This window comes from Gordonia effusa NBRC 100432 (assembly GCF_000241305.1).
Taxonomy (GTDB): domain Bacteria; phylum Actinomycetota; class Actinomycetes; order Mycobacteriales; family Mycobacteriaceae; genus Gordonia; species Gordonia effusa.
Map to the genome: position 1 here is coordinate 25,640 of NZ_BAEH01000046.1, position 25,318 is coordinate 50,957.

At 63.3% G+C, this 25,318-nt stretch carries 23 protein-coding genes; 7 read left to right on the top strand and 16 right to left on the bottom strand.

Translation table 11 applies throughout. The annotated features are described in order from the left end of the window. Position 1: 1 nt before the first annotated feature. From GOEFS_RS08085 to GOEFS_RS08105, 5 genes are all read right to left on the bottom strand, one after another. Positions 2–1,348 carry an ammonium transporter gene (locus tag GOEFS_RS08085; protein ID WP_007317409.1) on the bottom strand — a complete coding sequence of 449 codons (1,347 nt, stop codon included), beginning with the start codon at positions 1,346–1,348 and terminating at the stop codon, positions 2–4. 206 nt (positions 1,349–1,554) lie between these two features. Further along, entirely contained in the window at positions 1,555–3,057 is a 1,503-nt protein-coding gene (gene ftsY, locus GOEFS_RS08090) for a signal recognition particle-docking protein FtsY (protein WP_007317410.1), read from the bottom strand. A gap of 65 nt (positions 3,058–3,122) precedes the next feature. Beyond that, positions 3,123–6,722, bottom strand: coding sequence for a chromosome segregation protein SMC (gene smc, locus GOEFS_RS08095; RefSeq protein WP_007317411.1), 3,600 nt, complete (start codon positions 6,720–6,722; stop codon positions 3,123–3,125). 84 nt (positions 6,723–6,806) lie between these two features. Next, positions 6,807–7,088 carry an acylphosphatase gene (locus GOEFS_RS08100; protein WP_007317412.1) on the bottom strand — a complete coding sequence of 94 codons (282 nt, stop codon included), beginning with the start codon at positions 7,086–7,088 and terminating at the stop codon, positions 6,807–6,809. 5 nt (positions 7,089–7,093) lie between these two features. Continuing rightward, complete coding sequence (locus GOEFS_RS08105; RefSeq protein WP_007317413.1) at positions 7,094–7,501, bottom strand: OsmC family protein; 408 nt, start codon at positions 7,499–7,501, stop codon at positions 7,094–7,096. Positions 7,502–7,835: 334 nt separating this feature from the next. On the opposite strand from GOEFS_RS08105, the gene GOEFS_RS08110 reads away from it, so the two are divergent. The 3 genes from GOEFS_RS08110 (at position 7,836) to GOEFS_RS08120 (ending at position 10,085) form a co-directional block, all read left to right on the top strand. Continuing rightward, a complete protein-coding gene (locus tag GOEFS_RS08110) occupies positions 7,836–8,186 on the top strand; it encodes a hypothetical protein (RefSeq protein ID WP_007317414.1) in 351 nt (116 codons plus the stop codon). A 67-nt stretch (positions 8,187–8,253) separates the two neighbouring features. Beyond that, entirely contained in the window at positions 8,254–8,892 is a 639-nt protein-coding gene (locus GOEFS_RS08115; RefSeq protein ID WP_007317415.1) for an ABC transporter ATP-binding protein, read from the top strand. Beyond that, the gene (locus tag GOEFS_RS08120; RefSeq protein ID WP_007317416.1) at positions 8,889–10,085 is read left to right on the top strand and encodes a DUF6297 family protein; all 1,197 of its coding nucleotides are present in this window, start codon (positions 8,889–8,891) and stop codon (positions 10,083–10,085) included. Before GOEFS_RS08115 ends, GOEFS_RS08120 begins: the two co-directional genes overlap by 4 nt. A gap of 61 nt (positions 10,086–10,146) precedes the next feature. On the opposite strand, the gene mutM is transcribed toward GOEFS_RS08120, so the two are convergent. The 6 genes from mutM to rsmD all read right to left on the bottom strand — a co-directional run bounded on the left by mutM (position 10,147) and on the right by rsmD (position 14,442). Next, the gene (gene mutM / locus GOEFS_RS08125; protein WP_007317417.1) at positions 10,147–11,034 is read right to left on the bottom strand and encodes a bifunctional DNA-formamidopyrimidine glycosylase/DNA-(apurinic or apyrimidinic site) lyase; all 888 of its coding nucleotides are present in this window, start codon (positions 11,032–11,034) and stop codon (positions 10,147–10,149) included. 30 nt (positions 11,035–11,064) lie between these two features. Then, positions 11,065–11,778 carry a ribonuclease III gene (gene rnc, locus GOEFS_RS08130; RefSeq protein ID WP_040524774.1) on the bottom strand — a complete coding sequence of 238 codons (714 nt, stop codon included), beginning with the start codon at positions 11,776–11,778 and terminating at the stop codon, positions 11,065–11,067. A gap of 37 nt (positions 11,779–11,815) precedes the next feature. After that, on the bottom strand, positions 11,816–12,385 hold the full coding sequence (locus GOEFS_RS08135; RefSeq protein WP_245549791.1) for a YceD family protein: 570 nt from the start codon (positions 12,383–12,385) through the stop codon (positions 11,816–11,818). A gap of 23 nt (positions 12,386–12,408) precedes the next feature. After that, positions 12,409–13,206 carry a DivIVA domain-containing protein gene (locus GOEFS_RS08140; RefSeq protein WP_040524752.1) on the bottom strand — a complete coding sequence of 266 codons (798 nt, stop codon included), beginning with the start codon at positions 13,204–13,206 and terminating at the stop codon, positions 12,409–12,411. A gap of 107 nt (positions 13,207–13,313) precedes the next feature. Beyond that, the gene (gene coaD / locus GOEFS_RS08145) at positions 13,314–13,802 is read right to left on the bottom strand and encodes a pantetheine-phosphate adenylyltransferase (RefSeq protein ID WP_007317421.1); all 489 of its coding nucleotides are present in this window, start codon (positions 13,800–13,802) and stop codon (positions 13,314–13,316) included. Between the two features lie 91 nt (positions 13,803–13,893). Further along, positions 13,894–14,442 carry a 16S rRNA (guanine(966)-N(2))-methyltransferase RsmD gene (gene rsmD / locus GOEFS_RS08150; RefSeq protein ID WP_040524753.1) on the bottom strand — a complete coding sequence of 183 codons (549 nt, stop codon included), beginning with the start codon at positions 14,440–14,442 and terminating at the stop codon, positions 13,894–13,896. A gap of 187 nt (positions 14,443–14,629) precedes the next feature. Between rsmD and ectA the strand changes: the two genes are divergently transcribed. From ectA to GOEFS_RS08170, 4 genes are all read left to right on the top strand, one after another. Continuing rightward, the gene (gene ectA / locus GOEFS_RS08155; protein ID WP_040524775.1) at positions 14,630–15,157 is read left to right on the top strand and encodes a diaminobutyrate acetyltransferase; all 528 of its coding nucleotides are present in this window, start codon (positions 14,630–14,632) and stop codon (positions 15,155–15,157) included. Between the two features lie 90 nt (positions 15,158–15,247). Next, positions 15,248–16,519 carry a diaminobutyrate--2-oxoglutarate transaminase gene (gene ectB / locus GOEFS_RS08160; protein ID WP_007317424.1) on the top strand — a complete coding sequence of 424 codons (1,272 nt, stop codon included), beginning with the start codon at positions 15,248–15,250 and terminating at the stop codon, positions 16,517–16,519. Then, complete coding sequence (locus tag GOEFS_RS08165) at positions 16,516–16,953, top strand: ectoine synthase (RefSeq protein WP_007317425.1); 438 nt, start codon at positions 16,516–16,518, stop codon at positions 16,951–16,953. Before ectB ends, GOEFS_RS08165 begins: the two co-directional genes overlap by 4 nt. Positions 16,954–17,357: 404 nt before the next feature. Then, positions 17,358–18,239, top strand: a complete 882-nt coding sequence (locus GOEFS_RS08170) for a Sir2 family NAD-dependent protein deacetylase (protein WP_007317426.1) — start codon at positions 17,358–17,360, stop codon at positions 18,237–18,239. 336 nt (positions 18,240–18,575) lie between these two features. Here GOEFS_RS08170 and proB read toward each other — a convergent pair whose 3' ends face one another. From proB to GOEFS_RS08195, 5 genes are all read right to left on the bottom strand, one after another. Further along, positions 18,576–19,697: a glutamate 5-kinase gene (gene proB / locus GOEFS_RS08175; protein ID WP_007317427.1), complete on the bottom strand. Its 1,122-nt coding sequence runs from the start codon at positions 19,695–19,697 to the stop codon at positions 18,576–18,578. Beyond that, the gene (gene obgE, locus GOEFS_RS08180; protein WP_007317428.1) at positions 19,694–21,148 is read right to left on the bottom strand and encodes a GTPase ObgE; all 1,455 of its coding nucleotides are present in this window, start codon (positions 21,146–21,148) and stop codon (positions 19,694–19,696) included. Before obgE ends, proB begins: the two co-directional genes overlap by 4 nt. A 115-nt stretch (positions 21,149–21,263) precedes the next feature. Beyond that, on the bottom strand, positions 21,264–21,527 hold the full coding sequence (gene rpmA, locus GOEFS_RS08185) for a 50S ribosomal protein L27 (protein WP_007317429.1): 264 nt from the start codon (positions 21,525–21,527) through the stop codon (positions 21,264–21,266). 14 nt (positions 21,528–21,541) lie between these two features. Further along, positions 21,542–21,853 (bottom strand): 50S ribosomal protein L21, encoded by a 312-nt coding sequence (rplU, locus tag GOEFS_RS08190; RefSeq protein WP_007317430.1) that lies wholly within the window; start codon positions 21,851–21,853, stop codon positions 21,542–21,544. A gap of 259 nt (positions 21,854–22,112) precedes the next feature. Beyond that, positions 22,113–25,112: an Rne/Rng family ribonuclease gene (locus tag GOEFS_RS08195; protein ID WP_007317431.1), complete on the bottom strand. Its 3,000-nt coding sequence runs from the start codon at positions 25,110–25,112 to the stop codon at positions 22,113–22,115. Between the last annotated feature and the right edge of the window lie 206 nt (positions 25,113–25,318).

A 25,318-nucleotide genomic window follows, 5' to 3' on the forward strand; every position in this document is an offset into this window, starting at 1 on the left:
GCTAGGCATATTCGTACGCGGTTTCCGCGTGTTCGGACTCATCGATGCCCTGGGCTTCCTCGTCAGAGCTGACGCGCCAGCCAAGCGGCTTGAGTGCGAGTGCGATGACCGCGGTAAGCACGCCGGTAAACACCAGCGCGAACAGTGCGATGACGACCTGGACCGCGAGTTGTTTGAGATCGTGGCCGTAGAACAGGCCGGTCTCCTTGGCGAACAGTCCGATGGCGACTGTTCCCCAGAGTCCCGCGACCAAGTGCACACCGACGACATCGAGCGAGTCGTCGTAGCCCAGCTTGGACTTGAGTCCGACGGCCAAGGCCGCGAGGACGCCGGCGATAACACCCAGTCCCAACGATCCGACCGGAGTCAACGCACCACATGCAGGAGTGATTGCAACCAGGCCGGCGACAACACCGGACGCCGCGCCCACGCTGGTGGGATGACGATCGCGGATCCATTCCACCGCCAGCCAGCCGATCATCGCGGCTGCCGTCGCGGCCGTCGTGTTGATCCACACCAGACCGGCGGTAGCGTCGGCCGCCAGCTCCGAGCCAGCGTTAAACCCGAACCAGCCGAACCACAGCAGCGCCGCACCCAGCATGACGAATGGGATGTTGTGCGGACGGAATGCGGTCTTACCGAAGCCAAGTCGCTTGCCGATGATCAGTACCAGCACCAGCCCGGCCATACCGGCATTGATGTGGACCACGGTTCCGCCGGCGAAGTCGATCGGAGCGACCTTAGCGGCGCCATCCTCGGACCCGAACATCCACGAAGCGAATCCATGTTCGGCCTTGGACATGATGCCGCCGCCCCAGACCATGTGTGACAGCGGGAAGTAGACGATGGTCGCCCACAACACGGTGAAGACCAGCCAGGTGGAGAATTTCACTCGCTCGGCGATTGCGCCCGAGATCAGCGCGACCGTGATCACCGCGAAGGTGAGCTGGAAGGCCAGGAACACCGTCGACGGGATGGTAAGCCCGCCGGTGACAACGTGGGTCGCTCCGCCGACCTCGGTAGTTTCGGTCAGTTGGTCAGAACCGAAGAGCGAGAACGGATTTGCGAAGATCCCCCAAATGTCGTCCTCGCCGGTTATCCCGTTGCTGAAGGACATCGAAAAGCCCCACAGTACGTAGACGACGCTGATGGTGGCGATGGCCCCGAAGGACATCATCATCATATTCAGCACGGATTTGCCTCGCGATAAACCGCCATAGAAAAACGCGAGAGCAGGCGTCATTAGCAGAACCAATGCCGCACTCATGATTATCCAGGCAGTATCGCCGGAGTCTGGCACGCCAAATGATTCGGGCGGCAAAGCCAGCACAGTTTGAGCCACATCCACGGTCGGAAACCTCCTTGAGCGACGCACCGGACGGGGGTCGGTGCTTGCTCAAAAGACTGTCGTCGTGGAGTTTCGGTGGTGGTGCACCCGCGTTTCTGCCGTGTGAACCAATTGCCGATTTTTGTTGCGCGCAGGTAACGCCGCAGAGACGTCGGTCTCACATCATCGATTCGCTGGCCGCCCGCAGAAACGCTTTGACGTGCGAACTAAAGGAGAGCGTCGACGAAGGCCCCCGGTTCGAACGGGGCGAGATCGTCGGCGCCTTCACCGAGTCCGACCAGTTTCACCGGAACGCCAAGTTCTTCTTGGACGTGGAAGACGATGCCGCCCTTCGCCGTTCCGTCAAGTTTGGTCAGCACAACGCCCGTGATGTCGACGACCTCGGCGAACACCCGTGCTTGGACCAATCCGTTCTGCCCGACAGTGGCGTCGAGGACCAATAGCACCTCGTCGACTTTGGCCTTCTTCTCCACGACGCGCTTGACCTTGTCGAGTTCGTCCATGAGACCGGTCTTGGTGTGCAGGCGTCCGGCGGTGTCGATCATTACGACGTCGACTCCGCGATCGATACCGGTGGCGACCGCGTCGAAGGCTACCGATGCGGGATCGGCCTGCTCCTTACCGCGCACGATGTCGGCACCCACGCGTTCACCCCAGGTCTGCAGCTGGTCGGCCGCAGCCGCTCGGAACGTATCAGCCGCGCCGAGTAGAACTCGGCGCCCGTCGGCGACCAGCACTCGCGCCAGCTTGCCGGTGGTCGTGGTCTTGCCGGTGCCGTTCACCCCGACGACCAGGATGACCGACGGATGATCGTCGTGCGGGAGCGCACGTACCGACCGATCCAGGTCGGGATGCAGTTGTTCGACGAGTACGCGCCGCAAGAGCGCGCGGGCGTCGTCGGCGCTGCGGACACTATTCGCGGCCAATTCGGTCCGTAGTTTCTCGACGACAGCCATCGTCGACGCGGTTCCAAGATCAGCCATCAGCAGCGTGTCCTCGATTTCCTCCCAGGAGTCCTCGTCGAGATCGCCGCCGCCGAGCAGACCGAGCACACCTTTACCGATCGCACCCTGCGACCGCGACAACCGACCGCGCAGCCGGGAAAGACGTCCGGCGGTCGGCTCGATTTCATCAAGCTGCGGCTCTGGTTCGGTGGTGACCGGCGCGGCGACGGTCTCTGGTTCGACCGCGGGCTCGTGGTCTGGAACCGCAGGCTCCTCGACAGCGGGTTCTTCGGCTGCGGGCTCTTCTGCGACCGGTTCAGCGACTGCTGGCTCGGAATCCTCGATCGGCTCGTCGACTGTGGGCACCGCAGCGGCCGGTTCCTCGACTACCGACTCATCGGTGACGGGTTCTTCGACAACGGGTTCTTCGACAGTCGGCGATTCAGCAACCGGCTCGTCAGCAACGGGCGCTTCGACCACCGGTTCAGGCAGCGGCTTTTCGATAACCTTGGGCGGCTCGGGAGTGGTCGGCTTGGCCGGCGGCTCGGCGACCGCTGTTCCGGGCCCCTGGCTGAAGCTGAAACCGGTGTTGGTTTCATACCCGCCGGACTTGTCGAGCTGAGCTGTGGCGTCATCGCCGACGGCGGGAGTCGTGTTGTCGGACAACGAGATTCGACGACGTCGCGACAGCACCAGGCCAAGCGTGACCAGGGCGATCAACACAACGACGGCGACCACGATGCCGATGATGAGGTAGCTGTTCATAGAACAATCCTCGCTGATTCGCGATCGCCCGCGCTCGGCAGGGGCACTTGACCGCGCGGGCGCGGTTACTCGGTGACCGGTACCGCGAGGTCGACGCCGCGTAGGCGCTGCGAGATCACCGTTGTGATCCCGTCGCCGCGCATACTCACGCCATACAGTGCGTCAGCCACTTGCATCGTCGGCTTCTGGTGGGTGATGACTATCAACTGCGACTTTTCGCGCAGCTGCTCGAACAGGGTGATCAGACGTCGCAAGTTGGTGTCGTCGAGCGCCGCCTCCACCTCGTCCATAACGTAGAACGGAGATGGGCGGGCGCGGAAGATTGCCACGAGCATGGCCACCGCGGTGAGTGACTTCTCGCCACCGGACAGCAATGACAGTCGCTTGACCTTCTTACCCGGCGGCCTCGCTTCAACTTCGATGCCGGTGGTCAGCATGTCGCTCGGATTGGTGAGTAGCAGACGCCCCTCACCACCGGGGAACAGTGTCGCGAACACCTGGGTGAATTCGCGCTCGACGTCGGCGTAGGCATCGGTGAACACCTGAAGAATCCGGGCATCAACATCTTCGACGACGGCGAGTAGATCGGCGCGTGCCGCTTTGACGTCTTCGAGCTGCGCGGACAGGAAGTTGTACCGCTCCTCTAGCGCCGCGAACTCTTCGAGGGCGAGCGGGTTGACCTTGCCGAGCGTATTGAGGTCCTTCTGCGCCTTCTTCGCGCGTGCCTCTTGCGTCGGCCGGTCGTATGGCATCGGTGCCGGCGCTACAACGAGTTCGCCTCGTGCCTTGGCGTCCTCGTATTCGCTGATCTCCAGCGCCGATGGGGGCATCGGCACATCCGGTCCGTACTCGGCGACCAGATCGTCGGGGGCGATCGCATACGACTCGAGAATCTGCTCCTCGAGTTGTTCGATGCGCAACGCCGCTTGCGCCTTCGCGACCTCGTCGCGGTGCACGGTGTCGCGGAGTGCATCAAGCTGGGCGGTCAGCGACGACACCTTTTCCTTGACGAGATTAAGTGCCTCGGTGCGCTCGACGCGGATCTGTTCGAGTCGATCACGGGTGGCCTGTGCGTCGGCAACCGCAGCGGCGAGACGATTGGCAACCTGCTCCCCGGAGGTCGCTACGGCGGATGCGACGGCAGCTCCTTGTCGTCGTGCTTCGTCGGCCCGACGCGCCCGCTCCCGTGACTCACGCTCATTGCGGGCGGCTCGGCGCAGTGAATCAGCCTTGCCCCGGACCGACGCCAACCGTTCTTCGGCGGTGCGTAGCGTCAGCCGTGATTCCATCTCTGTGCCGCGTGCGATGGCAACGGCCGCAGCCGCTGCTTCGCGATCCACCGTGCCGGGCAGTTCGACCGCATCGGGATCGTCGGCGACTGCCTGCGCCATCAGTACGTCTTCCTCAGCGGTCGCGATCTTCGCGATGGTCTCGGCGTGACCCTCAGATGCGTTGTCGCGCTGGCGATTTAATCGTGCCGCTTCGTCTTCGGCCGCACGAACGTCGTGGCCGAGGCGAGCAAGTTGTTCGTAGGCGGCACCGAGGGTGGAGTCCGACTCGTGCAGCGCCGCGAGCGCTTCTTCGGCGGCATCGACCCGCTGCTCCTGCTCGACAAGCGCGCCAGCCAGTGCAGCGCGAATTTCTTCGACGCGATGGCGAGCCTCGGCGAGTTCGGTTGTGGCAGTGTCGATTGCGGATTGCACTTCGAGAGTGGACTGTCGGTGCGACGAACCACCATCGACAGTCGCTGCTCCGACTCGATCTCCGTCGCGAGTAACCGCGAGGACGTCGGGGTGTGCGGCGACAACAGCTAGTGCGTCGTCGGCGGTTTCGACGACCGCCACCGAGCCGAGCAGCACGTCGACGGCACCGACAACCGAATCCGGGCAGGTGACGAGGTCAGTCGCCCAACGGCCACCGGCCGCGAGTGAAGGACGCGTGCGCTCGCGGACCGGCAGCCCTCCGACGATTAAGGCAGCCCGGCCACCGTCGCCTTCTTTGAGGGCTGCCAATGCGCGGACCGCGGCCAGCGCGTCGACAGTGGCGATCGCGTCGACCGCAGGACCTAGCGCACTAGCGATCGCTGTCTCGAAACCCGTTGTAACAGTCAGCAATTCGGATAGGGGCGCCACCAGTCCGGAGGCACCGTTCTCCATTAGCCAGGCGCCGCCGTCGCCGCGCTCCAACCCGACGGCCAGGGCTTCGATACGAGCGGTGAGCGACGCGACACGCTGTTCGGTTTCGCGCTCCTGCGCCTGCAGGGTGGCGACTCGCTCATTCGCGCTCTCCAGAGCGCTGACCGAGCGTTCGTGGTGCTCGTCGAGGCCTTGCTCAGAACTCTCGAACTCGCTGACGCGGGCGGTCACCGCCTCCATCTCCAGTGAAGCGGCAGCGGCGCGATCTCGCGCGGCGGCGATAGCGGTCGTCAGTCGATCCACTTCCGCGCCAACGGAATCGGCCCTGGTGCGCAGCGTCGTCAGTTGCCCTTCCAAGCGCGCCAAGCCTTCTCGGCGGTCGGCGACCGCGGCGATCGCCGCGCTATGTGCGCGCTCGGCGTCTACCGCCGCCGATTCTCGTTCTGTCAGTTCGAGTTTCGCGCTTTCGAGAACCTCCATGGCCATTTCGACCGCTGCCGCCAATTCGGCTTCGTGTAGCGCCGCCTCGTCGGCTTGGCTGTCCAGAACTTCGGGATCGGTGCCGGACTGACGGGCGCTCGACTCGCTCAGATAGCGACTACGATCAGCGGCGATGCGGATGGTCGCATCGACGCGTTCGGCCAACGCCGACAACCGAAACCAGCCCTGGCTGGCAGCGGTTGCGGCGGGAATGACCTGCTGTAGATGTGTCTCGTGTTCGGTAAGTTCCTGGGTGAACGCATCGAGGTGGGCGGCTACCTCATCCTGTTGCGCACGGAGCATGTCCTCTTCGGCGGTCTGCTCGGCCATCTCGCTGCGGCGCGTCACCAGATCGTCGGCGGCCAGCCGGAGCTTGGCGTCGCGCAGATCCGCCTGGACGGTCTGAGCTCGACGAGCGACCTCGGCCTGGCGACCGAGCGGCTTGAGCTGGCGTCGCAGTTCGGTGGTGAGGTCGGTCAGGCGGGCCAGGTTGGCCTGCATACCGTCGAGTTTGCGGACCGCCTTTTCTTTGCGTTTGCGGTGTTTGAGCACACCGGCTGCCTCTTCGATGAAGGCCCGGCGATCCTCGGGTCGCGATTCGAGAATCGCCGCCAGACGCCCCTGCCCGACGATGACGTGCATTTCGCGGCCGATACCCGAGTCGCTGAGCAACTCCTGCACATCCATCAAGCGGCAGGAATTGCCATTGATCTCGTATTCGCCCGCACCGTCACGGAACATGCGACGAGTAACCGATACCTCGGAGTATTCGATCGGCAACGCGCCGTCCGAGTTGTCGATGGTGAGAGTGACCTCAGCGCGGCCCAACGGCGGGCGGCCCGACGTTCCGGCGAAGATGACGTCTTCCATCTTTCCGCCGCGCAGCGCTTTGGCCCCTTGCTCCCCCATCACCCAGGTCAACGCGTCGACGACATTGGATTTACCCGAGCCGTTCGGACCCACCACGGCCGTGATCCCGGGTTCGAAGCGCAGCGTCGTCGACGACGCAAACGACTTGAACCCTTTCAGGGTCAGGCTTTTGAGGTGCACGACCGTACAGATTACCCGTTGGCCCTGATCGCCCCGGACCAAGGCGCGGCATCGGGCAGGTGCGCTGGAGGCTCGCCCGCGAGCCTATTTCTCGACGAAGCCGGTCAAATCGCCGCGGACATCATCGAAGCGTTCGATCACCGCATCGACACGTCCGGGTGTGTTGCCCGATCGCAGGGCGGCCAGGAGTGCGTCGACCGATTCGCGCGCGCCCTCGGCGACGACGAGAACCCGACCGTCGCGTTGGTTGGCCGCATAGCCGACCAGTCCCAGTTCGAGCGCTCGCGAGCGGGTCCACCAGCGGAATCCGACGCTCTGCACATGTCCGTGGACGAAGGCCGTCATCCGAATATGCGACGCCGACATAATGGCTAGTCCGTTTCGATGGCGAGAGTGACTTCGGTTCCGGCTTTCAACGTACGGCCGACGGTGCAGACGCGGTCGACGGCACGTTCGACCACTACGAGTAACCGTTCGACGGCCTCGGCGTCGAGTTCAGACATATCGACTTGCAGGATCTCGTCGAGGCGAGGATAGAGCTCGTTTTCCCGGTCGGCCGCGCCGCTGACGCGAACCGTGGCGTCGTAGTCGTCGCCAAGGCGACGCGAAAGCGGACGATCCGACGACATACCAGTACAAGCCGCAAGTGCGATCTTCAGAAGTTCGCCCGGGGTGAAGACGCCCTCGACATCTTCCGATCCGATCAAGACCTCCGCGCCGCGCGAGCTCTGACCCGTGTAGCGGCGAGTTCCGGTGCGCTGCACCCACAATTCCGTCATAGGACTATTCAACACGGAGGGGTGAGGATTGTTCCACGGAGGATCGCGGCAGACTCCGATCGAAATACCCGGACTCCCCGTTGACGTTCACGTAGAGCGCATCAAACGAGTACCAGCCTGATCGAGGTGTTCTGCACCATCCCGGGATGAATACAAACGCTTGGTACCTACCCACCGCTCCGGGACGCCGTCAAAACCCGACGACATCTTCGCTCCCAGGCCTCCCCCTCGGAGAGTACGGCGAATCCAATTGCGAGGGTGAGCCTCAGACCACAATGTTTGGAGCGGGTAGGTTGGCTACGTCCGACATCCCGACGCGGCGAGAGGAGTGATCATGACCGAACCCCAACGTCATCACACTCTGGCAGCGCCGACCTATTGGCTGACAATCGCGCTCCCGGTCGTCCTATTGCTCGGGCCGACAGTGTGGCGCGCGTCCGACGCCGCACCGCATGCGCTTCTTCCCGCGATATGCATCGCAGTTGTGGGCACCGCAATCGTCGTCGGCGTCGGAGCGTCGTCGCCCGAGCGGGCCCGATACATCACATGGCTCATACGTCCTCCCGTCTTCGCGCCGCCGAAACCACCTGGCCCACGTAGCGAACCGCTACACGCTCAGCTCGATGCTTTCATCCGGGGCCCTCGTGCGCCCCGAGCCCCGACGTCGCAGTTCGTCGCCGCCTGACCCCGCTCCGTGCAGGGTCGGGTGCTCTCGTTGCCCCGATGAACTCGACCTGTTCGGAGTCTCTTTCATGCTGCACATCAGCTCTGCCCGGCGTGCGCTGGGCGATCATGTTCTCTTCAACAATCTCTCGCTCGACCTCGATGCCGGACGCTTCGGCGTCGTGGTCGGTCCGAACGGCGTAGGCAAGTCGACGCTGCTGCGATGCATCGCGGGCGACGGTCCGCTGGACGCGGGCACGATCACCGTCGACGGTCTGCGTCCCGACGACGCCGACCCCGCGTTCCGAGCGGCGGTCGCTGCGGAACTCGGTGACGACGCGGTCTTCACCGACTTGTCCGTCGGCGAGCATCTGCGGCTACTCACCGCCGCACACCGGATGTCGCCACCGCGCACCGACGACCGTATCGCAGACGTCCTCGCCGACGCCGGTCTCGGCGACCTCGCGGACCGATTCCCGCACACACTGTCCACCGGTCAGCGACAGCGGTTCGCGCTCGTGGCGGCGTTCTGGCGACCGGCACAGCTGGTGATATTCGATGAGCCCGAACGTGGGCTCGACGCCGCCGGGCAGGACTGGGTGGCGAGCTGCATCGCGCGCGCCACCGACCGGGGAGCCGCCGTTCTGGCAGCGACTCACAGTCCGATGCTGGCCGAGGCGGCCGACGTCGTCGTGGACCTGAGCCTGCAGGCCGGAGATGCGCGGTGAGCGGCGAGGACCGGTATCTGCTCGGACTGTCCCTCACCTATCTCGTCTTCTATTACGGCGGGGTGGTTCGGCCGTCGGTACTGGGGCGAGTGGTGTCGCTGGACGTCGCCGGTACGGGCGCCGCTGTCGTCGTGCTGGCGGCGGCCGGGCTCCTCGCGGCCTGCGGCGTCGGGTATGCGCTCCGGCTGTGGGGGCCGGTGCGGATCGACCGCGCAACCGCCCGGTGGCGCGCGAGCGGTCCGTCGCCCCGGAGTCCGTTGATCCGCACGGCACTGTCCCGGGCGGTCGCAGCGGCGGTGCTGTCGATGGCGACGATTGCGGGCGCGCTCGTCGCCGTCGCGCCCGATAGGTGGCCGGTCGTCGTCGTAGCGTGCGCTCTGGGGACGGTCGGAGCGATCGCGATCCCCATTGGAGCGCAATCGGTCCGATCGATGCGACGGCGCGGAATCGCAGTGTGGAACCGTCGTTCGCTTGCCGAGGCGGCGATACCGTCGCGCCTGCATCGCGCGGAGATCGCACCCGCGGACGGACTCGTCGCAAGCCTGACTCTGGGGGCGTCGACGATGGACACCACGTGGTTCGGCGGCGCCCGCACGCAGCTGTGGTCGGCGCGTCACGCGATCGCGCGATCGCGGCGGCTGACCGGTGGTGTGCTCGGTGCGGCGACCGCGGGGTGGTCGACGCTTGCGGCGGCCGACGTCACGCGTCTGGGCAGGCATCCGGCAGCGTTGCTGCGTTGGGCGGGGTGGATCGGCGTCGGAGTGCTGACCGGCACCTCGTTCACGTTCGCAGCGGGTGGTTCACTGATCGTCGCCGTCGCAGCATACTGCGCTGGTCTCGCGGTGTCCGACGGTCTCTGTCGACTAGCCGAGTCGTCCGCTCTGCGATGCGCGCTAGGTCGCAGTGACCGGTTTCTGACATCGGCGCACGCGGTTGTACCCGCGACAGCCGTGGCGATCGCGAGCGTGATCGTCGGTTCCGCCTGGTCGGTCTCGTGGCTCGGTGTCGCAGTGCTGACGATCGGCGTCACGGGCGCCGTGTTGCGTCGGGCCACGCGTCCGCCCGTCATCTACGACGGCGTACTGGTGATCGATCCATTCTTCGGGCTGTCGTTCTCACCGGGCATGGCTCGCCAGTTGATACGTGGTCCGGTCGCTCTCGTACTCACGTCAGCGGTGCTCGCGATGACCTGAGGTGCGAGCGGGAGCAGACCCATTTGGAACGCGTAGGGGAAAGCGCTAGCGAGTCAACTAGCTACCGACGCCGAGGGACAGTCTGGCAGCGCGGGCAGTAGAACGAACTTCGGTTCATGAACTGCTCGCGGACGATCAGTGTGCCACACCGCCGACACGGCTCGCCTTCTCGCCCATACGCATCCAGGCTCCGGTCGAAATACCCCGACTGCCCGTTCACATTCACGTACAGCTCGTCGAACGACGTTCCCCCGACGTCGATCGCCTCGGCCATCACGTTGATCACATGCCCGACGAGTTCGTCGAGTTTGGCGCGGCTGATCTTGTCGGTCGCTCTCCTGCCGTGCAGTTTCGCCCGCCATAGCGACTCGTCGGCGTAGATATTGCCGACCCCAGAGATCAGAGTCTGATCGAGCAACGCCCGTTTGATCTCGGTATGGCGCCGGGAAATGTTGCGCAGCAATGCTTTTCGGTCGAACAACGGATCGAAGGGGTCGGGTGCGATGTGCGCGATACTGGCCGGCACCGCGTCGCCGACACCCGCGGTGATGTCTCGATCGTAGTCATCGAGGTGCCAGCCGCCGAAAGTCCGCTGATCGATGAAGCGCAATTCGCCGGCCGCCGGATCACCGTCCAGCTGCAGACGTACTCGCAGGTGCTTCGGGTCGTCGGTGCCGCCTGCGGAAACCAATAATTGACCGCTCATCCCCAAGTGAATCACTGCGGCAACCGCGTCGTCGGGCCCGACCGCGTCAAGCCACAGGTACTTGCCCCGACGTCGGGCAGCGGTAAATGTCTTGCCGCGCAATCGAGTTGCGAAGTCGACCGGCCCGCTCACGTGCCGACGAATGGCTCGCGGATGAAATACCTCGACGTCGGTTACCGTGCGACCAACCACGTGGTCCTGCACTCCGCGCCGAATAGTTTCGACTTCGGGAAGTTCAGGCATCGACGCACTCAGCGGTCAACAACCCGACGATCATTTCTGGGCGTCCCGATCGCTGATCTGTTGCCACGCCGCTTCGGCCGCGTGTTGCTCAGCTTCTTTCTTCGTGCGACCGACGCCGCGGCCCAGCCCCTGTCCACCGACCACCGCTAGTGCGGTGAATTCCTTGTCATGGTCGGGGCCCGACGAGGTTATCTGATACTGCGGTGGTCCGAGCGACTTCTCGGCGGCAAGTTCTTGCAGCGAGGTCTTCCAGTCGAGTCCCGCCCCGAGTGCTCCGGCCCGACGAACGACGTCGTCGAAAAGGCCGACGATCACTCGCTTGGCTTCGTCTATACCGTGATCGAGAAAGATTGCGCCAAAAAGGGATTCGAGGCCGTCGGCGAGAATCGAGTCTTTGTCGCGGCCGCCGGTCATCTCCTCGCCTTTGCCGAGGTACAGGTGCCGTCCTAGACCTCCGGGCCCCAACCCGCGGGCGATACTCGCCAAAGCATGACCATTGACGACACTGGCGCGAATCTTCGCCAACTCACCCTCGGGCCGATCCGGGAAGTCCACATAGAGCTTCTCGGTGATAACGACGCCCAGAACCGAGTCGCCGAGGAACTCTAACCGTTCATTGGTCGGCAAGCCGCCATGCTCGTAGGCGTATGAGCGATGGGTTAGCGCCAACCTCATCAAGTCATCCGACAGCGTCGCCCCGACTGCGGCCAACAATGCGACGGTATCGCGCCCCTGTGCCGTCACGCGGTTTTCCTCAACGCCCGTCACGGGTGCTCCCGCCTCAATTCTCTGGTGTTTTTAGATCGGACAACTTGTCGGCCAGGCCCGCCCAGCGCGGGTCGATGATGTCGTGGCCGTGTCCGGGTTCCGCGGTAGCCAGCCGGACACCACACTCGGGACACAGTCCCGCACAATCGTCCGAACACAAGGGCGAGAGCGGCAACTCCAGACCGACGGCGTCGATCACCGCCTGTTCGACGTCGATTCGATCGTCGTCGATTCGCGATACTTCGTCGGCGTCGGTGGTCTGCACCGTCTCACTGTCGGGATACGCGAACAGCTCGGTAAGGAAAACATTGACCGTGCCTTCGACGGCCTCCAGGCAACGCGAACACTGCCCCTCGGTGTCGCCACTGACGGTGCCAGTAACCAGCACACCCTCCGACACCGACTCCAACCTGAGGTCGAGATCGATCTCACTTTCGGCGGGAATGCCGATCATCTGCGCCCCGATCCGGTCCGGCGAGGACACGGTGCGGTGCACTTCGCTCATGCTGCCGGGTCGACGTCCGAGCGAGCGGATGTCGATCGTGAAGCAACCCTTGTTGGGGTAAACGGTGTGATCAGCCACGAAGGAGAGGATACGCGCCGCGATCAACCCGCGAGTACAGAGCGCTCCGGATCCTCGCGTCGAACATCGTCGTCCACGCTGCGGGGGTACTCGACGTAGTCGTGCATGCCGGCGCCGGTTCGCAACTGGTGGCGACCGCGGTTCACCGACCGCAGGGTCCCGGTCAGCACTTCCTCGAAGTCCGCGAGTTTCTCGTCGACGTAGACATCACAATCGCCGCGCAGGCGGTCAGCCTCAGCGTGCGCCGCGTCGATGATCCGGTCTGCCTCGGACTTCGATGCCACGACGACCTCGGACTCCGAAACCAGACGCTGCTGTTCGGCGATGCCGTCGGCGACCGACTTGTCGTAAGTGTTGTTGGCCGAATCAATGGTGCGTGCCGCTTCGGCACGTGCCCGTCCGGTAACCGCCTCGAACTCGCGCGCAGCCGACTGACTGAGGCGCCGAGCCTCTTCAGTGGCGTCGTCGACAAGCGACTTGCCATGTGCGCCAGCCTCATCGACCATACGGTCGGCCTGAGCCTTCGCATCTGCCAGGATGCGATCGGCCTCTGCGCGTGCATGGGCGACCATGTCGGTCGACTCAGCCTCGGCGGTGGTGATCGTCTTGTCAGCATGGTCACGCGCATTGCCGATCATCGAGTCACGTTGATCGAGAACGTCCTGCGCGTCATCGAGTTCGCCGGGGATGGAGTCCTTGATGTCGTCAAGTAACTCCAGCACATCACCTCGCGGAACGACGCAGCCTGCCGTCATCGGCACACTTCGCGCCTCCTCGACGATCGCGACGAGTTCGTCCAAAGCTTCAAATACGCGGTACACGGCTACCCCAATCTGGCGGTGTGATTGATGGGCCCATTGTGCCTAATGTGACTAATGTGATTTGGGAGGCGCCTGGGGTCGGCGTGTCGTGTGTTGCGTCTGCGTAGTCAGACCTGACGCTCGCCGGTCACCTTTGCCGACAGACGCGCGAAGATCTCCGCCGATAGGAATGGCTCGACGTCGCCGCCAAGTTTGGCCACTTCTTTAACGAGCGAACTCGATACATGCGAGAACTTCGGATCGGTGAGCATGAACATTGTCTCGACGTCGGCGAGGTCGCGATTCATCTGCGCCATCGGCACCTCATAGGCGAAATCCGTCTCCGACCTCAGACCTTTGACGATGGTGTCGATCGACTCCTGACGGAGATAATCCACTAACAAACCGGTCCATTGGTCAACGCGAACATTGGGCAGATCGGCACAGTCCTGCGCAATCAATTCCAACCGCTCGGCCACGCCAAACATCCCCTGCTTATTGGGATTCACCACGACCGTAACCACTACTTCGGCGAACCTCGATGCCGCGCGTTCCACGACATATCGGTGACCGAGGGTAAAGGGATCAAACGAACCGGGCACGACTGCTTTGCTCATGGCGATCAACCTACCGCCAGCTACCGCATCACTGCGCCCGCCGCTCGGGTTCAGATCCCGTCGCTACGCTCGCCCGCCGCATTTCCCGTCGCTACGCTCGCCCGGCCAGTTCTACGCGCGTATCTCCATAGATTTTGATCACTAGCGATTCCAGTCCTTCCGGCCAGACCGTCACTGCTGACCGCTTGCCACGCTCCAAGACCACCAATCCCTCTTCGCTGATCGACGTGGCCAAGTGCAACAGCACCTTTGCCAACTCGTCGTCATCAATCGCGTACGGAGGATCAGCCAGAACAAGGTCGAAACTGCGGCGCGACCCAGCGAGAAAGTCCGTGACCCGGCGAGCATCGACCGTCGCGCGGTCACCCACACCGCATACCCCGATATTCGCGCGGATCGCCGCTGCTGCCTTCCGATCGGACTCGACGAACACCGCGTGTTCGGCACCTCTCGAGATCGCCTCCAAACCGAGCGCCCCCGATCCCGCGTACAGGTCGAGTACCGACGCTCCATCTAGGTCCATTCGGACGTCCAGCATTGAAAACAGCGCCTCGCGGACACGGTCCGAAGTGGGTCGGGTCTGCTCGCCGCTCACTGTTAGCCTGCGGCCACCAAGACTTCCGGCAATAATTCTCGTCATTTGGACGCCAGTATCCCATTTGCAGCCGTGGCTGCGGGTCCTGCATGGCGGCGGCCGTGTTGGTAACGACACAAAATGTGACCTACTTCACATTCAATGCCTGAGCAGTGCGGAACATGAGTTCCCGCGAACCGATTAGGTAACGAGGATGACATCGCTGGGACTCATTGTTACGTTCGAAGAACATATGAGGCCGTTCCCCAAAAGCGCGACCCCAGATTCAGAATCCACGGTTGTTTACCGACAGCCGCGGGTGGTCGATGGTTCCCGAATCCATCAAATCGCCGAAGACAGCAAGGTTCTCGACACCAATACCCCGTACGCCTACGTGCTGTGGTGCCACGACTTTGCCGAGACCTCGGTGGTGGCCGAAATCGATGGCCGCACAGTCGGATTCGTCACCGGATACCTCCGACCGACCGAGCCGTCCACGGTGATGGTCTGGCAGGTCGCCGTTGATGAACAAGCTCGTGGCAAACGAGTCGCAGCGGGCTTACTACACAGCCTGCTAGACGCTGTCGCGCCTCGTGGCGTGCACACGCTCACGACAACGATCAGCCCGGATAATGAAGCGTCCCAACGACTTTTCGCTTCGGTGGCTAAGGCACGCGGAATGAGCTTCACTCGCGATCCCCTATTTTCGGCATCGGATTTCACCCTTGGTGACGCCCCCGCCGATCATCAGCCCGAGGATCTCTACACCCTCGCGCCGTAGCTCACCGCGCCGTTCTCGACACCACCCACGTTCACAGCCAGCCAGTCATAGATACGAAACGAATGAGAAAGCAGAATACGGAGTAAGCAGATGAACCTACTTGACACTATGGTCGACGAGTCGATCTTCACCAAACACGAGTCCGAGGTACGCAGCTACTGCCGAAACTGGCCGACGGTGTTTAATCGCGCCAGCGGCGCGTGGCTAACCGACGTGCACGGCCATAACTATCTCGACTTCTTCGCTGGCGCAGGCGCGTTGAACTACGGGCACAACAATCCGATCCTCAAAGAAGCGCTGATCGAGTACATCGCCGACGACGGAATCACACACGGTCTCGACATGTCGACGTCGGCCAAAGGCGACTTCCTGCAAACCTTCAATGACCTGATCCTTGCGCCGCGCGGTCTCGACTACAAAGTGCAATTCCCCGGTCCGACCGGAACCAATGCGGTGGAATCGGCTCTGAAACTTGCCCGCAAGGTCACCGGTCGCGAGTCGATCATCAGTTTTACCAACGCTTTTCATGGCATGACCCTCGGCTCACTGTCGGTGACCGGTAACTCGATGAAACGAGCGGGCGCGGGCATTCCCCTGGTGCATGCCACTCCGATGCCATTCGATAACTACTTCGGCGGCGTCATGGAGGACTTCGCCTGGTTCGAGCGAGTCCTCGACGATTCCGGCAGCGGTTTGAATCGGCCAGCAGCGGTGATCGTCGAGACGGTGCAGGGTGAGGGCGGCGTGAATGTCGCACGCGCGGAATGGCTTCAGGCACTAGCCGACCTCTGCAAGCGGCGCGACATTCTGCTCATCGTCGACGATGTGCAGATGGGCTGTGGGCGAACCGGCTCCTTCTTCTCGTTCGAAGAGGCAGGCATCGTTCCCGACATCGTCACAATGTCCAAATCCATTGGCGGATACGGTCTTCCATTGGCACTCACCTTGATCCGGCCCGAGCTAGATGTTTGGGCCCCGGGCGAGCACAACGGGACTTTCCGCGGTAACAACCCCGCATTCGTTACGGCCGCAACCGCTTTACGCACCTATTGGTCGGATGACAAGCTGTCCCAAGAAGTGGCGGCCAAAGGCGATCGCATTGCCTCAGCTTTCGCCGAGCTGAGCGAGCAATACGAGGGGCTTCGTCATCGGGGTCGCGGCATGGTTCAAGGTCTTGTGTTCGACGAACCCTCCGACGCCGGCAAAGTTTGCACTGCTGCGTTTGGGGCTGGACTGTTGGCCGAGACGTCGGGTCCGACTGATGCGGTGGTCAAACTGTTGCCCCCGTTGACAATTGGCACCGATGACCTCGACGCGGGCCTCGCGATTCTTTCCGGTGCGGTTCGCGAGGTGCGCTCATGATCGTGCGTACCACCGAAGAGATCACCGGCACCGACCGCGACGTCGCGGATCCCAAGGGCAATTGGGTCTCCAAGCGCATTGTTCTGGGCGGTGACGGCGTCGGCTTTTCGTTCCACGAGACCACCATCGCCGCCGGTTCGGTCAACGAATTCCACTATGCCAATCACATCGAGGCCGTCTGGCTTGTCGAAGGCGAGGGAACGCTGACCGATCGTGAGACGGGTGAAGAGTATCCGCTGGCAGCCGGAACGATGTACCTGCTGAACGGGCACGAGCGACACACTGTCGTCGCAAAGACACAGTTGCGCATGCTGTGCGTGTTTAACCCCCCGGTGGTCGGCACCGAGGTGCACGACGAGAACGGCGTCTACCCGCTCGTTTCCGTGCCAGCACCCGAGTCGTCGGGCAAACATCGCGCGGGCGCGGAGACGTAGGGGCGGCGCGAACACGCGAGCATCCCCGACTGTCGAGTGCCGAGGCGAACTCGTAGTCACCGCCGATCAGCGAATGCCCACACAGGCACACAACCACCGCCGATCAGCGAATGCCCACACAGGCACACAACCACCCGCCGATCGTCGAGTGCCGAGGCGAGCTTGCGAGCATCGGTGTATCGAGACGTGGCGAGCCGAGGTCGACAACCCAGCAACGTCGAGCGGCCGGTTTGGGAACAGCACCTCACGACGCCTCGATACACCGCGCCTCGCAAGCTCGGAGCGGCACTCGACGATCAAACGGGGCGTCAGCACTGAATTCGACGATAGAACGAAGCGAGCTTCGACATATGTAGAGATCGCGCGCCCCCGTCTCCCGCGCAACACGGCGTACCCTTTAAAGCGTGCGTACGCGGTTGCAGCTCGGTGAACAAGCCGTACCGACACAGCCCGACGCCGATCTGGCGTCGCTGGTCGCTCGCATTGCCGAGGTGATCGGCACCGGCCGGGTCGTCGCACTCACCGGAGCAGGCATTTCCACACCATCGGGAATCCCGGACTACCGCAGCCCCAATGCTCCGCCGCGCAGACCGATGACCATCGAGCAGTTCATGTCCTCGCCAGATTTTCGACGACACTACTGGGCGCGCAACCATCTCGGCTGGCGGCATATGGATGCGGCCAAACCCAATGACGCACATCGCGCGCTGACGGAGTTGCAACGAACGGGCCGATTGGTGGGTGTGATCACTCAGAACGTCGACATGCTTCATCTGAAGGCCGGAACGCGAAATGTCGTCGAACTCCACGGCTGCTACGGCAGGGTTCGTTGCATGACTTGCACCTGGCGGACGACACGGCACCGACTTGCTGAGCGACTTGAAGTCCTGAACGCCGATTTCGCCACCGGCATCGCGGGACAGGGCGCCATCGAAGTAGCTCCGGATGCCGACGCCGTAGTCTCTGACACCGCCGGGTTCGTAATGATCGACTGCCCAGGGTGTGGCGGCATCCTCAAACCGGACATCACGTATTTTGGCGAGAATGCTCCCAAAACCACAGTCCAACAAGCGTTTTCACTCCTAGATTCCGCTGACTCCATTCTCGTCGCGGGATCGTCGCTGACGGTGCAATCGGGACTTCGATTCGTCCGGCAGGCGCACCGAGAGGGCAAGTCGGTGATCATCGTGAATCGCGGAGCGACGCGAGGTGACGAATTCGCGACGCTGAAGGCGGATCACTTCTGCGAAGAAGTGCTACCGCGGCTATGTCGCAAGTTGAGTTGACGACGTCGGCTCACCGCGTCTCGATACACCGATGCTCGCAAGCTCACATCGGCACTCGACGATCTAATTAGGGTGCGCCACAACGTACCGACCACATCGGCACTCGATAATCCAATTGGGTTGCGCTGCAACGTTGCCCGATATTCAGCTTGACGGCCCAATTAGGTTGCGCCACAACGTTACCCGCCACGCCAGCTCGCCGATCCAACTGAGCTGCGCTACATCCATATCCGACGTCACCCCGACCGGTCGTCGAGTGCCGCGACGAGCTTGCGAGGCGCGGTGTATCGAGACGTCGCAAGATGACGCTCCCAACCCAGCCACTAAGACGACAAATCAGTGCACCAGGACCAGGTCGTCGGCGTGTACAACTGGGCGTCGCAGATCGGCCGACAGTTCCGACGTCGAGCGTCCGAGCATCGTCGCTACGTCATCTGCGCCGTAGGACACCACCCCCCTGGCCCGGATTACTCCATGTCTATCGACCAGTTCGACCACGTCGCCATCGTAAAAACGGCCCGACGTCGCGACCAGACCCGCTGCCAACAACGACCGACGACGCGAAACTGCCTGTACCGCACCGTCATCGAGCATCAGTCGGCCCGACGTTTCCGCCGCGTGACGCACCCAGAACTTGCGCGCCGACAATCGCTCGGGACGCCCGGCAAACGCTGTGCCGACCGACGCGTCGGCAAGGGCTCGATCGGCTTCGGCGGCAGCCGCCAACAGAACCGGTACCCCCGAGTCAGCCGCGAGTCGTGCTGCAGCGAGTTTGGATGCCATACCGCCGGTTCCCAACGCACCACCGGCTCCGGCGATGACGCCGTCCAAATCCTCGGGACCGGACACTTCCTTGACCAGCCGAGCCGGCGGCTGTCCGTCGATCACGCGTCGCGGATCGCCGTCGTACAGGCCGTCGACGTCGGACAGCAGTACCAGCGCATCCGCGCCGGCCAGATGCGCCACCAGCGCCGCGAGGCGGTCATTGTCGCCGAAGCGAATCTCGTTGGTTGCCACGGTGTCGTTCTCGTTGACCACAGCCACGGCGTGCAGGCTTCGCAGACGATCGAGCGTCCGTTGAGCATTCGCGTGATGGGCACGATTGGAGATATCGTCGGCGGTTAGCAGTACCTGCCCGACGGTTCGGCCATAGCGGGCGAACGATGTTCCCCAGGCATTGGCCAGGGCCAACTGCCCGACACTCGCGGCGGCTTGCTTGGTGGCCAGATCGGTGGGTCGCCTCTTCAATCCGAGTGGAGCGATACCCGCACCGATCGCACCCGAGGACACCACGATTACGTCTGTCCCCGCCCGCATCCGAGTCTCCAGAGCGTCAGCAAGCCGATCGAGTCGCGTGGTGTCCAGTCCGTCGCGCAGATCGGTCAACGCCGACGACCCGATTTTGACGACGATGCTGCGTGCCGACGAAATGAACGTGCGTACCGGCGAGGTGGTCACTCCAGTTCGCCATGTCGCTCGGCACGTCGCAGCCGACGTTGCTCCTTGCGTTCCTCGGCGCCCATCCGATCACTGCGATCGAGTCGAATGTCGGTGCCACGACCCGTCACCGGGACATCGTCGCCCATCGGAGTCATCGGTTCCCAATCGAACGTCACCGCACCGATAGTGACAGGTGCTCCCGGTTGAGCGCCCTGCTTCACCAGGGCGTCCTCAACGCCGAGTCGGTTGAGTCGATCGGCCAGATAGCCGACAGCTTCGTCGTTGTCGAACGCGGTCTGGGCTATCCAGCGTTCCGGACGTGTGCCGCGCACGATGAAGCCGCCGGGCTCGTTAGGATCGGGGGTGACGGTGAAACCGGTTTCGTCGACGGCCTTCGGGCGAATAACGGCGCGTCGGGCCACTGCCTTGGGATGCGCCCGCCGGTATTCTCCGACCATCTTCGCGAGCGCAAAGGTTAACTCGCGCAGCCCTTCCCGAGAAACCGCCGAGATCCGAAAGATGGGCCAGCCGTATTTGGCGAGTTCCGGCTCGACTATATCGGCGAGTTCGGCGCCTTCGGGGACGTCTATCTTGTTGAGGATGATGATGCGTGGCCGATCGGCCAGATCGCCGAGTCCATGGTCGGCGTCGAGAGCAGGCTGATAAGCCGCGAGTTCTGCCTCCAGCGCGGCAATGTCGGAGATCGGATCGCGATCGGATTCCAGTGTCGCGCAGTCGACTACGTGAGCCAACACCGCGCATCGCTCCAAATGCCGCAAGAAGTCGAGTCCCAGACCGCGGCCGGTCGACGCTCCCGGTATCAGCCCGGGAACGTCAGCGATGGTGAACACGTCTCCCGCGGACTGTACGACGCCCAGATTGGGCGCCAGAGTGGTGAATGGGTAGTCGGCGATTTTGGGTTTGGCGGCCGAAAGTACCGATACCAGTGAGGATTTGCCCGCCGATGGGAATCCGACCAGACCGACGTCGGCAACCGACTTGAGTTCTAAGACCAGGTCACGCTCTTGCCCCTCTTCGCCGAGCAACGCGAAACCTGGTGCCTTGCGGGCTTTCGACGCCAATTTGGCGTTCCCGAGTCCACCGCGGCCACCTTCGGCAGCGTCGAAAGTTGTTCCGGCACCGACCAAGTCAGCAAGAATCGTGCCGTCGGCGTCGAGAACGACGGTGCCGTCGGGCACCTTCAGTATCAGGTCCTCCCCCATCGCGCCGTCCCGGTTATCGCCTTGGCCGGGCGTCCCGTTTCCGGCTCGTGCGTGTGGGCGGAAATGGAAATCGAGCAGTGTATGCACCTGCGGGTCGACGACAAGTTGAACGTTGCCACCGTTGCCGCCATTGCCGCCGTCGGGTCCACCCAGCGGCTTGAACTTCTCGCGGTGGACCGAGGAACAACCGTGTCCACCGTTACCCGCGGACACGTGAATGGTTACCCGGTCGACGAACCGCGACATCTGGGCTACCTCTTTCGATTGGCTGATGAAAAGCAAACAGGGCGGGTCAGGATCGCTTGGATCCTACCCGCCCTGTTCGCAGAGCTTATTGCAGAACTTCGTGCAGCGGATCCGCTTATACCGACGCGGTCTCCGGGACGATGTTCACGGTCTTGCGACCACGCTTGCTGCCGAACTCAACGGCACCAGCCGCGAGCGCGAACAAGGTGTCGTCGCCGCCACGGCCGACGTTGACGCCGGGGTGGAAATGTGTGCCGCGCTGGCGGACGAGGATCTCACCCGCGTTGACCTGCTGGCCACCGAAACGCTTCACACCGAGTCGCTGAGCATTCGAGTCGCGACCGTTGCGCGAGCTGGATGCACCCTTCTTATGTGCCATGTCTCTGGTCTCCCTTACTTGATTCCGGTGACCTTCAGGACCGTCAGCTTTTGACGGTGGCCCTGGCGCTTGTGGTAGCCGGTCTTGTTCTTGAACTTGTGGATGCGGATCTTGGGGCCTTTGACGTGCTCGACCACCTCGGTGGTGACCGAGCGCTTGGCCAACGCATCGGCGTCGGTCGTCAGGTCAGAACCGTCGACAACAAGCGCAACCGGCAGATCCACCGTCGCGCCCGGTTCGCTGTCGATCTTCTCGACCTTTACAGTGTCGCCTGCAGCGACCTTGTACTGCTTACCGCCGGTCTTGACGATCGCGTACGTTGCCATCGGAGCGTTCCTCTTAACGTCGTTGCTACTTCTTAGGTACTACATCTACTGGTATTGCGACGATGCCGACCGAACAAGGCCGCACTCAACTCGCATCCACGAAGGACGACCAGATCAGTGAATCATCGTCATTGCCTCAAACCTCTACGGCCCACCTCAGGCTCATGGCACAGCATGGACCGATCGCGGGAGGCGACTTATCAAGATTACGGGAGTGTGACCTTTTGGGTCAAACTGACGCACCTCGGGCCGCGTGAGGTCAGTCACCCGTGGGTGGGCCAGCCGCCCGACCTGCGCTTCGCCGGCGTGGCCGACGCTGCGGAACCGTCACCGTCGTCGGAGCTTCTTGCAGGGGCCCAGACGTGGTCACCGCTGGTGTCTGCACGGCCACGGCAGGCTCGTCGTCGCTGATCACGATAGTCTCCGACGCCCCGGTTGACGCCGCGGGACGTCGCGCTGCCCGACGTCGCTTAGGCCGCACCGGCCCGGTGGGAACGGTGTCCTCGATCACGGAGTCGACAGGTGCGACGTCTGCGGATTTGGCGGGTTCGGTGGCCGGAGCAGCTACCTCGACCGCACCCGGATCGGCGCTTGCACTGCCGGCGTCGTCGCTGATCACTTCGATGTCGTCGTCGGCAGAGTCGATGAGCTCAGCCTGATCGTCGTGATCATGCGCGTGCGCGGCCATCGCCCGGAACATCGGATGCTCACCGGCCGGATGGTGCGCGGCAGGCGCTGGACTGGGGCTGCTCGTCTCTGGCGCGGCGGTTTCGCCTTTACGCCCCTTGCGGCGCGAGCGCTTTGACGAGCCCCCATCGCTCCGCGAGCCGGTGTCATCGGTCGGGCGGACTTCAACGGGATTCGCGTGCACGATGACGCCGCGGCCTCCGCACGCGGTGCACGTCGTCGAGAACGCTTCGAGCAGTCCAGTTCCCAACCGCTTACGTGTCATCTGCACCAGGCCGAGCGAGGTCACCTCGGAGACCTGGTGTCGAGTTCGGTCACGCGCCAACGCCTCGGTCAGACGACGAAGTACCAGGTCACGGTTGGACTCGAGAACCATGTCGATGAAGTCGACGATGATCATGCCGCCGATATCGCGCAAACGCATCTGCCGCACGATTTCCTCAGCGGCCTCCAGGTTGTTGCGCGTCACGGTTTCTTCGAGGTTGCCGCCCGAACCGGTGAATTTTCCGGTGTTGACGTCGACGACGGTCATCGCCTCGGTGTGCTCGATGATCAGGGTGCCACCCGACGGCAGCCATACCTTGCGGTCGAGCGCCTTAGCCAACTGTTCGTCGATGCGGTGCACGACAAAAGAATCGGGAGCATCTGGACCGGTCTTTTCGAACTTCTCGACACGCTCCATCAGGTCGGGGGCGACATCGGAGATGTAGCGCTCGACCAGGTTCCATGCCTTGGGACCTTCTACGACCAACTTGCGGAAGTCTTCGTTGAATAGATCGCGAACCACGCGAACCAGCAGGTCAGGCTCTTCGTAGAGGGCCTTGGTGCCGTTACCCTTCTTGCTCTCGACTGCCTCCGAGATCGAGTTCCACTGCGCTTCGAGGCGCTCGATATCGGCACCGAGTTCTTCGGCGCTGACACCTTCGGACGCGGTGCGGATGATTACGCCAGCATCGTCGGGTACGAGTTTGCCCAGAATCGATCGCAGCCGCTTACGTTCGGTATCCGGGAGTTTGCGGCTGATACCGGTCGACGATCCACCCGGTACGTAGACCAAGTAGCGTCCCGCGAGCGAAATCTGGGTGGTCAGTCGGGCACCCTTATGACCAACTGGATCCTTGCTGACCTGCACTAATACGCTGTCGCCCGGCTTGAGCGCCTGCTCGATCTTGCGCGAGCCGCCGTCGAGTCCGGCGGCATCCCAGTTCACCTCACCGGCGTAGAGCACGCCGTTACGACCGCGACCGATGTCAACGAACGCCGCTTCCATACCGGGAAGCACGTTCTGTACGCGGCCCAGGTAGATATTGCCGACCATCGACGACGATGTCTCGGTAGTGACGAAGTGTTCGACCAGAACGCCGTCTTCGAGAACCGCGACCTGGGTGTAGTCCTCACTCGCACCCTGGTGGTCGGCGCCCAGTGGCCCACGCTCGCGGACGACCATGACGCGGTCGACGGCCTCGCGGCGGGCCAGGAACTCCGATTCACTCAGAATCGGCGGTCGACGGCGACCGGCGTCACGACCGTCCCGGCGGCGCTGCCGCTTGGCTTCCAGGCGCGTCGAACCGGAAATGCCCTGAACCTCGTCGCGTGCCCGCTTGCTCCGCGGTTCGCGTTCGTGGACAACGGTATTCGGCGGATCGTCGGGTGAGGCCTCATCGGAATCGTCGGTGCCACCTTTGCGGCGACGGCGGCGACGCCGACGCTTCGACGTCGGCTCGTTGGCGTCGTCCTCGGCATCGCCCGACTCTGACTCGGCGTTTTCGTCCGATGCGCCCGCGGCCTCATCAGCTGGAGTCGATGCTGCGTCAGTCGACTTGGCATCGGAATCACTTGTCTCAGAATCATTTTCGCCATCCGCGGCCTGCTCGCCGCGGCCCCGGCCGCGCCCACGCCGACCACGTCGACGTCGGCGATTACGGTTGCCGTCAGCGGAGTCGTCGTCGGAGCCGTTGGCGTCCTCACCAGCTTCAGAAGTCTCGTCCGTGCCCGCGGATTCCGGCGACTCAACGTCGGATTGGGCAGCGTCGGAGGCGACATTCGCGGCGTCAGCGTCGGTTGCGGTTTCGTCGGTGGAGACCTTCGAAGGTTTCGCCGGTGCGTACTGCCCCGGCTCTGGCGGGAGGAAGAGCGGTGCTACCGAAAACGGCGCCGGCTCGGGAGTCTCAGCCGCTGCCAGTAGCGGCGCGTGGCGCTGCGCCTCGGCCGCGGAGAAGAGTGAGGGCGTTTCCTCCGACTCGACCACGTCGGCGTCCACTTCGATGGTCGGCGCACTCGCTTGTGCATCTGCGGGCTCGACGCTTTGCGACGATGCCTCGGCGACCTCGCTGGTCTCGTCGGATGCCGGCTCAGGGTCGCCGACGCGGGAACGAACCGCGTTCGCGGCGTCGCGATCGATGCTCGACTGGGGACTGCGCGCCGCGTGCCCGAGTTCGGCAAGATGCTCGAGGACGGTGCGGCTGGTCAGTCCCAACGCTCGAGCGAGCGCGTGAACGCGCAACTTAGCTGGAAAATCCTCTGCCGAGTCTGACGCAGCGTTCGCGTCAGCCGGCGACCCATTATCGGTCACGTTGTCTCCTCGCGCCCCCGGGCGCGTCGCTGCTGGTAGAGCAGTTCTGACGCGGCCACGCGAGGGCTGCCTATGTGTGGTTGTCCGGTCAGTTATTGACCGGTTAAGTGGTCTTCGCGTCTTGTCGTCGTGTTCGCCAGAGGTTACTGGCCTCTCACACGGCTGACGCCTTGCTGGTGACGATGCGTCCGGACGTCGCGAAAATA

Excerpts from the sequence above, each read along its gene's own strand:
- obgE (WP_007317428.1), bottom strand. The coding sequence starts at position 21,148 with ATGTCGCGGTTCGTCGACCGGGTAACCATTCACGTGTCCGCGGGTAAC.
- coaD (WP_007317421.1), bottom strand. The coding sequence starts at position 13,802 with ATGAGCAAAGCAGTCGTGCCCGGTTCGTTTGATCCCTTTACCCTCGGT.
- GOEFS_RS08105 (WP_007317413.1), bottom strand. The coding sequence starts at position 7,501 with ATGACGGAATTGTGGGTGCAGCGCACCGGAACTCGCCGCTACACGGGT.
- ftsY (WP_007317410.1), bottom strand. The coding sequence starts at position 3,057 with ATGAACAGCTACCTCATCATCGGCATCGTGGTCGCCGTCGTTGTGTTG.
- GOEFS_RS08165 (WP_007317425.1), top strand. The coding sequence starts at position 16,516 with ATGATCGTGCGTACCACCGAAGAGATCACCGGCACCGACCGCGACGTC.
- rsmD (WP_040524753.1), bottom strand. The coding sequence starts at position 14,442 with ATGACGAGAATTATTGCCGGAAGTCTTGGTGGCCGCAGGCTAACAGTG.
- GOEFS_RS08100 (WP_007317412.1), bottom strand. The coding sequence starts at position 7,088 with ATGTCGGCGTCGCATATTCGGATGACGGCCTTCGTCCACGGACATGTG.
- rpmA (WP_007317429.1), bottom strand. The coding sequence starts at position 21,527 with ATGGCACATAAGAAGGGTGCATCCAGCTCGCGCAACGGTCGCGACTCG.
- GOEFS_RS08110 (WP_007317414.1), top strand. The coding sequence starts at position 7,836 with ATGACCGAACCCCAACGTCATCACACTCTGGCAGCGCCGACCTATTGG.
- rplU (WP_007317430.1), bottom strand. The coding sequence starts at position 21,853 with ATGGCAACGTACGCGATCGTCAAGACCGGCGGTAAGCAGTACAAGGTC.
- ectA (WP_040524775.1), top strand. The coding sequence starts at position 14,630 with ATGAGGCCGTTCCCCAAAAGCGCGACCCCAGATTCAGAATCCACGGTT.
- mutM (WP_007317417.1), bottom strand. The coding sequence starts at position 11,034 with ATGCCTGAACTTCCCGAAGTCGAAACTATTCGGCGCGGAGTGCAGGAC.
- ectB (WP_007317424.1), top strand. The coding sequence starts at position 15,248 with ATGAACCTACTTGACACTATGGTCGACGAGTCGATCTTCACCAAACAC.
- GOEFS_RS08115 (WP_007317415.1), top strand. The coding sequence starts at position 8,254 with ATGCTGCACATCAGCTCTGCCCGGCGTGCGCTGGGCGATCATGTTCTC.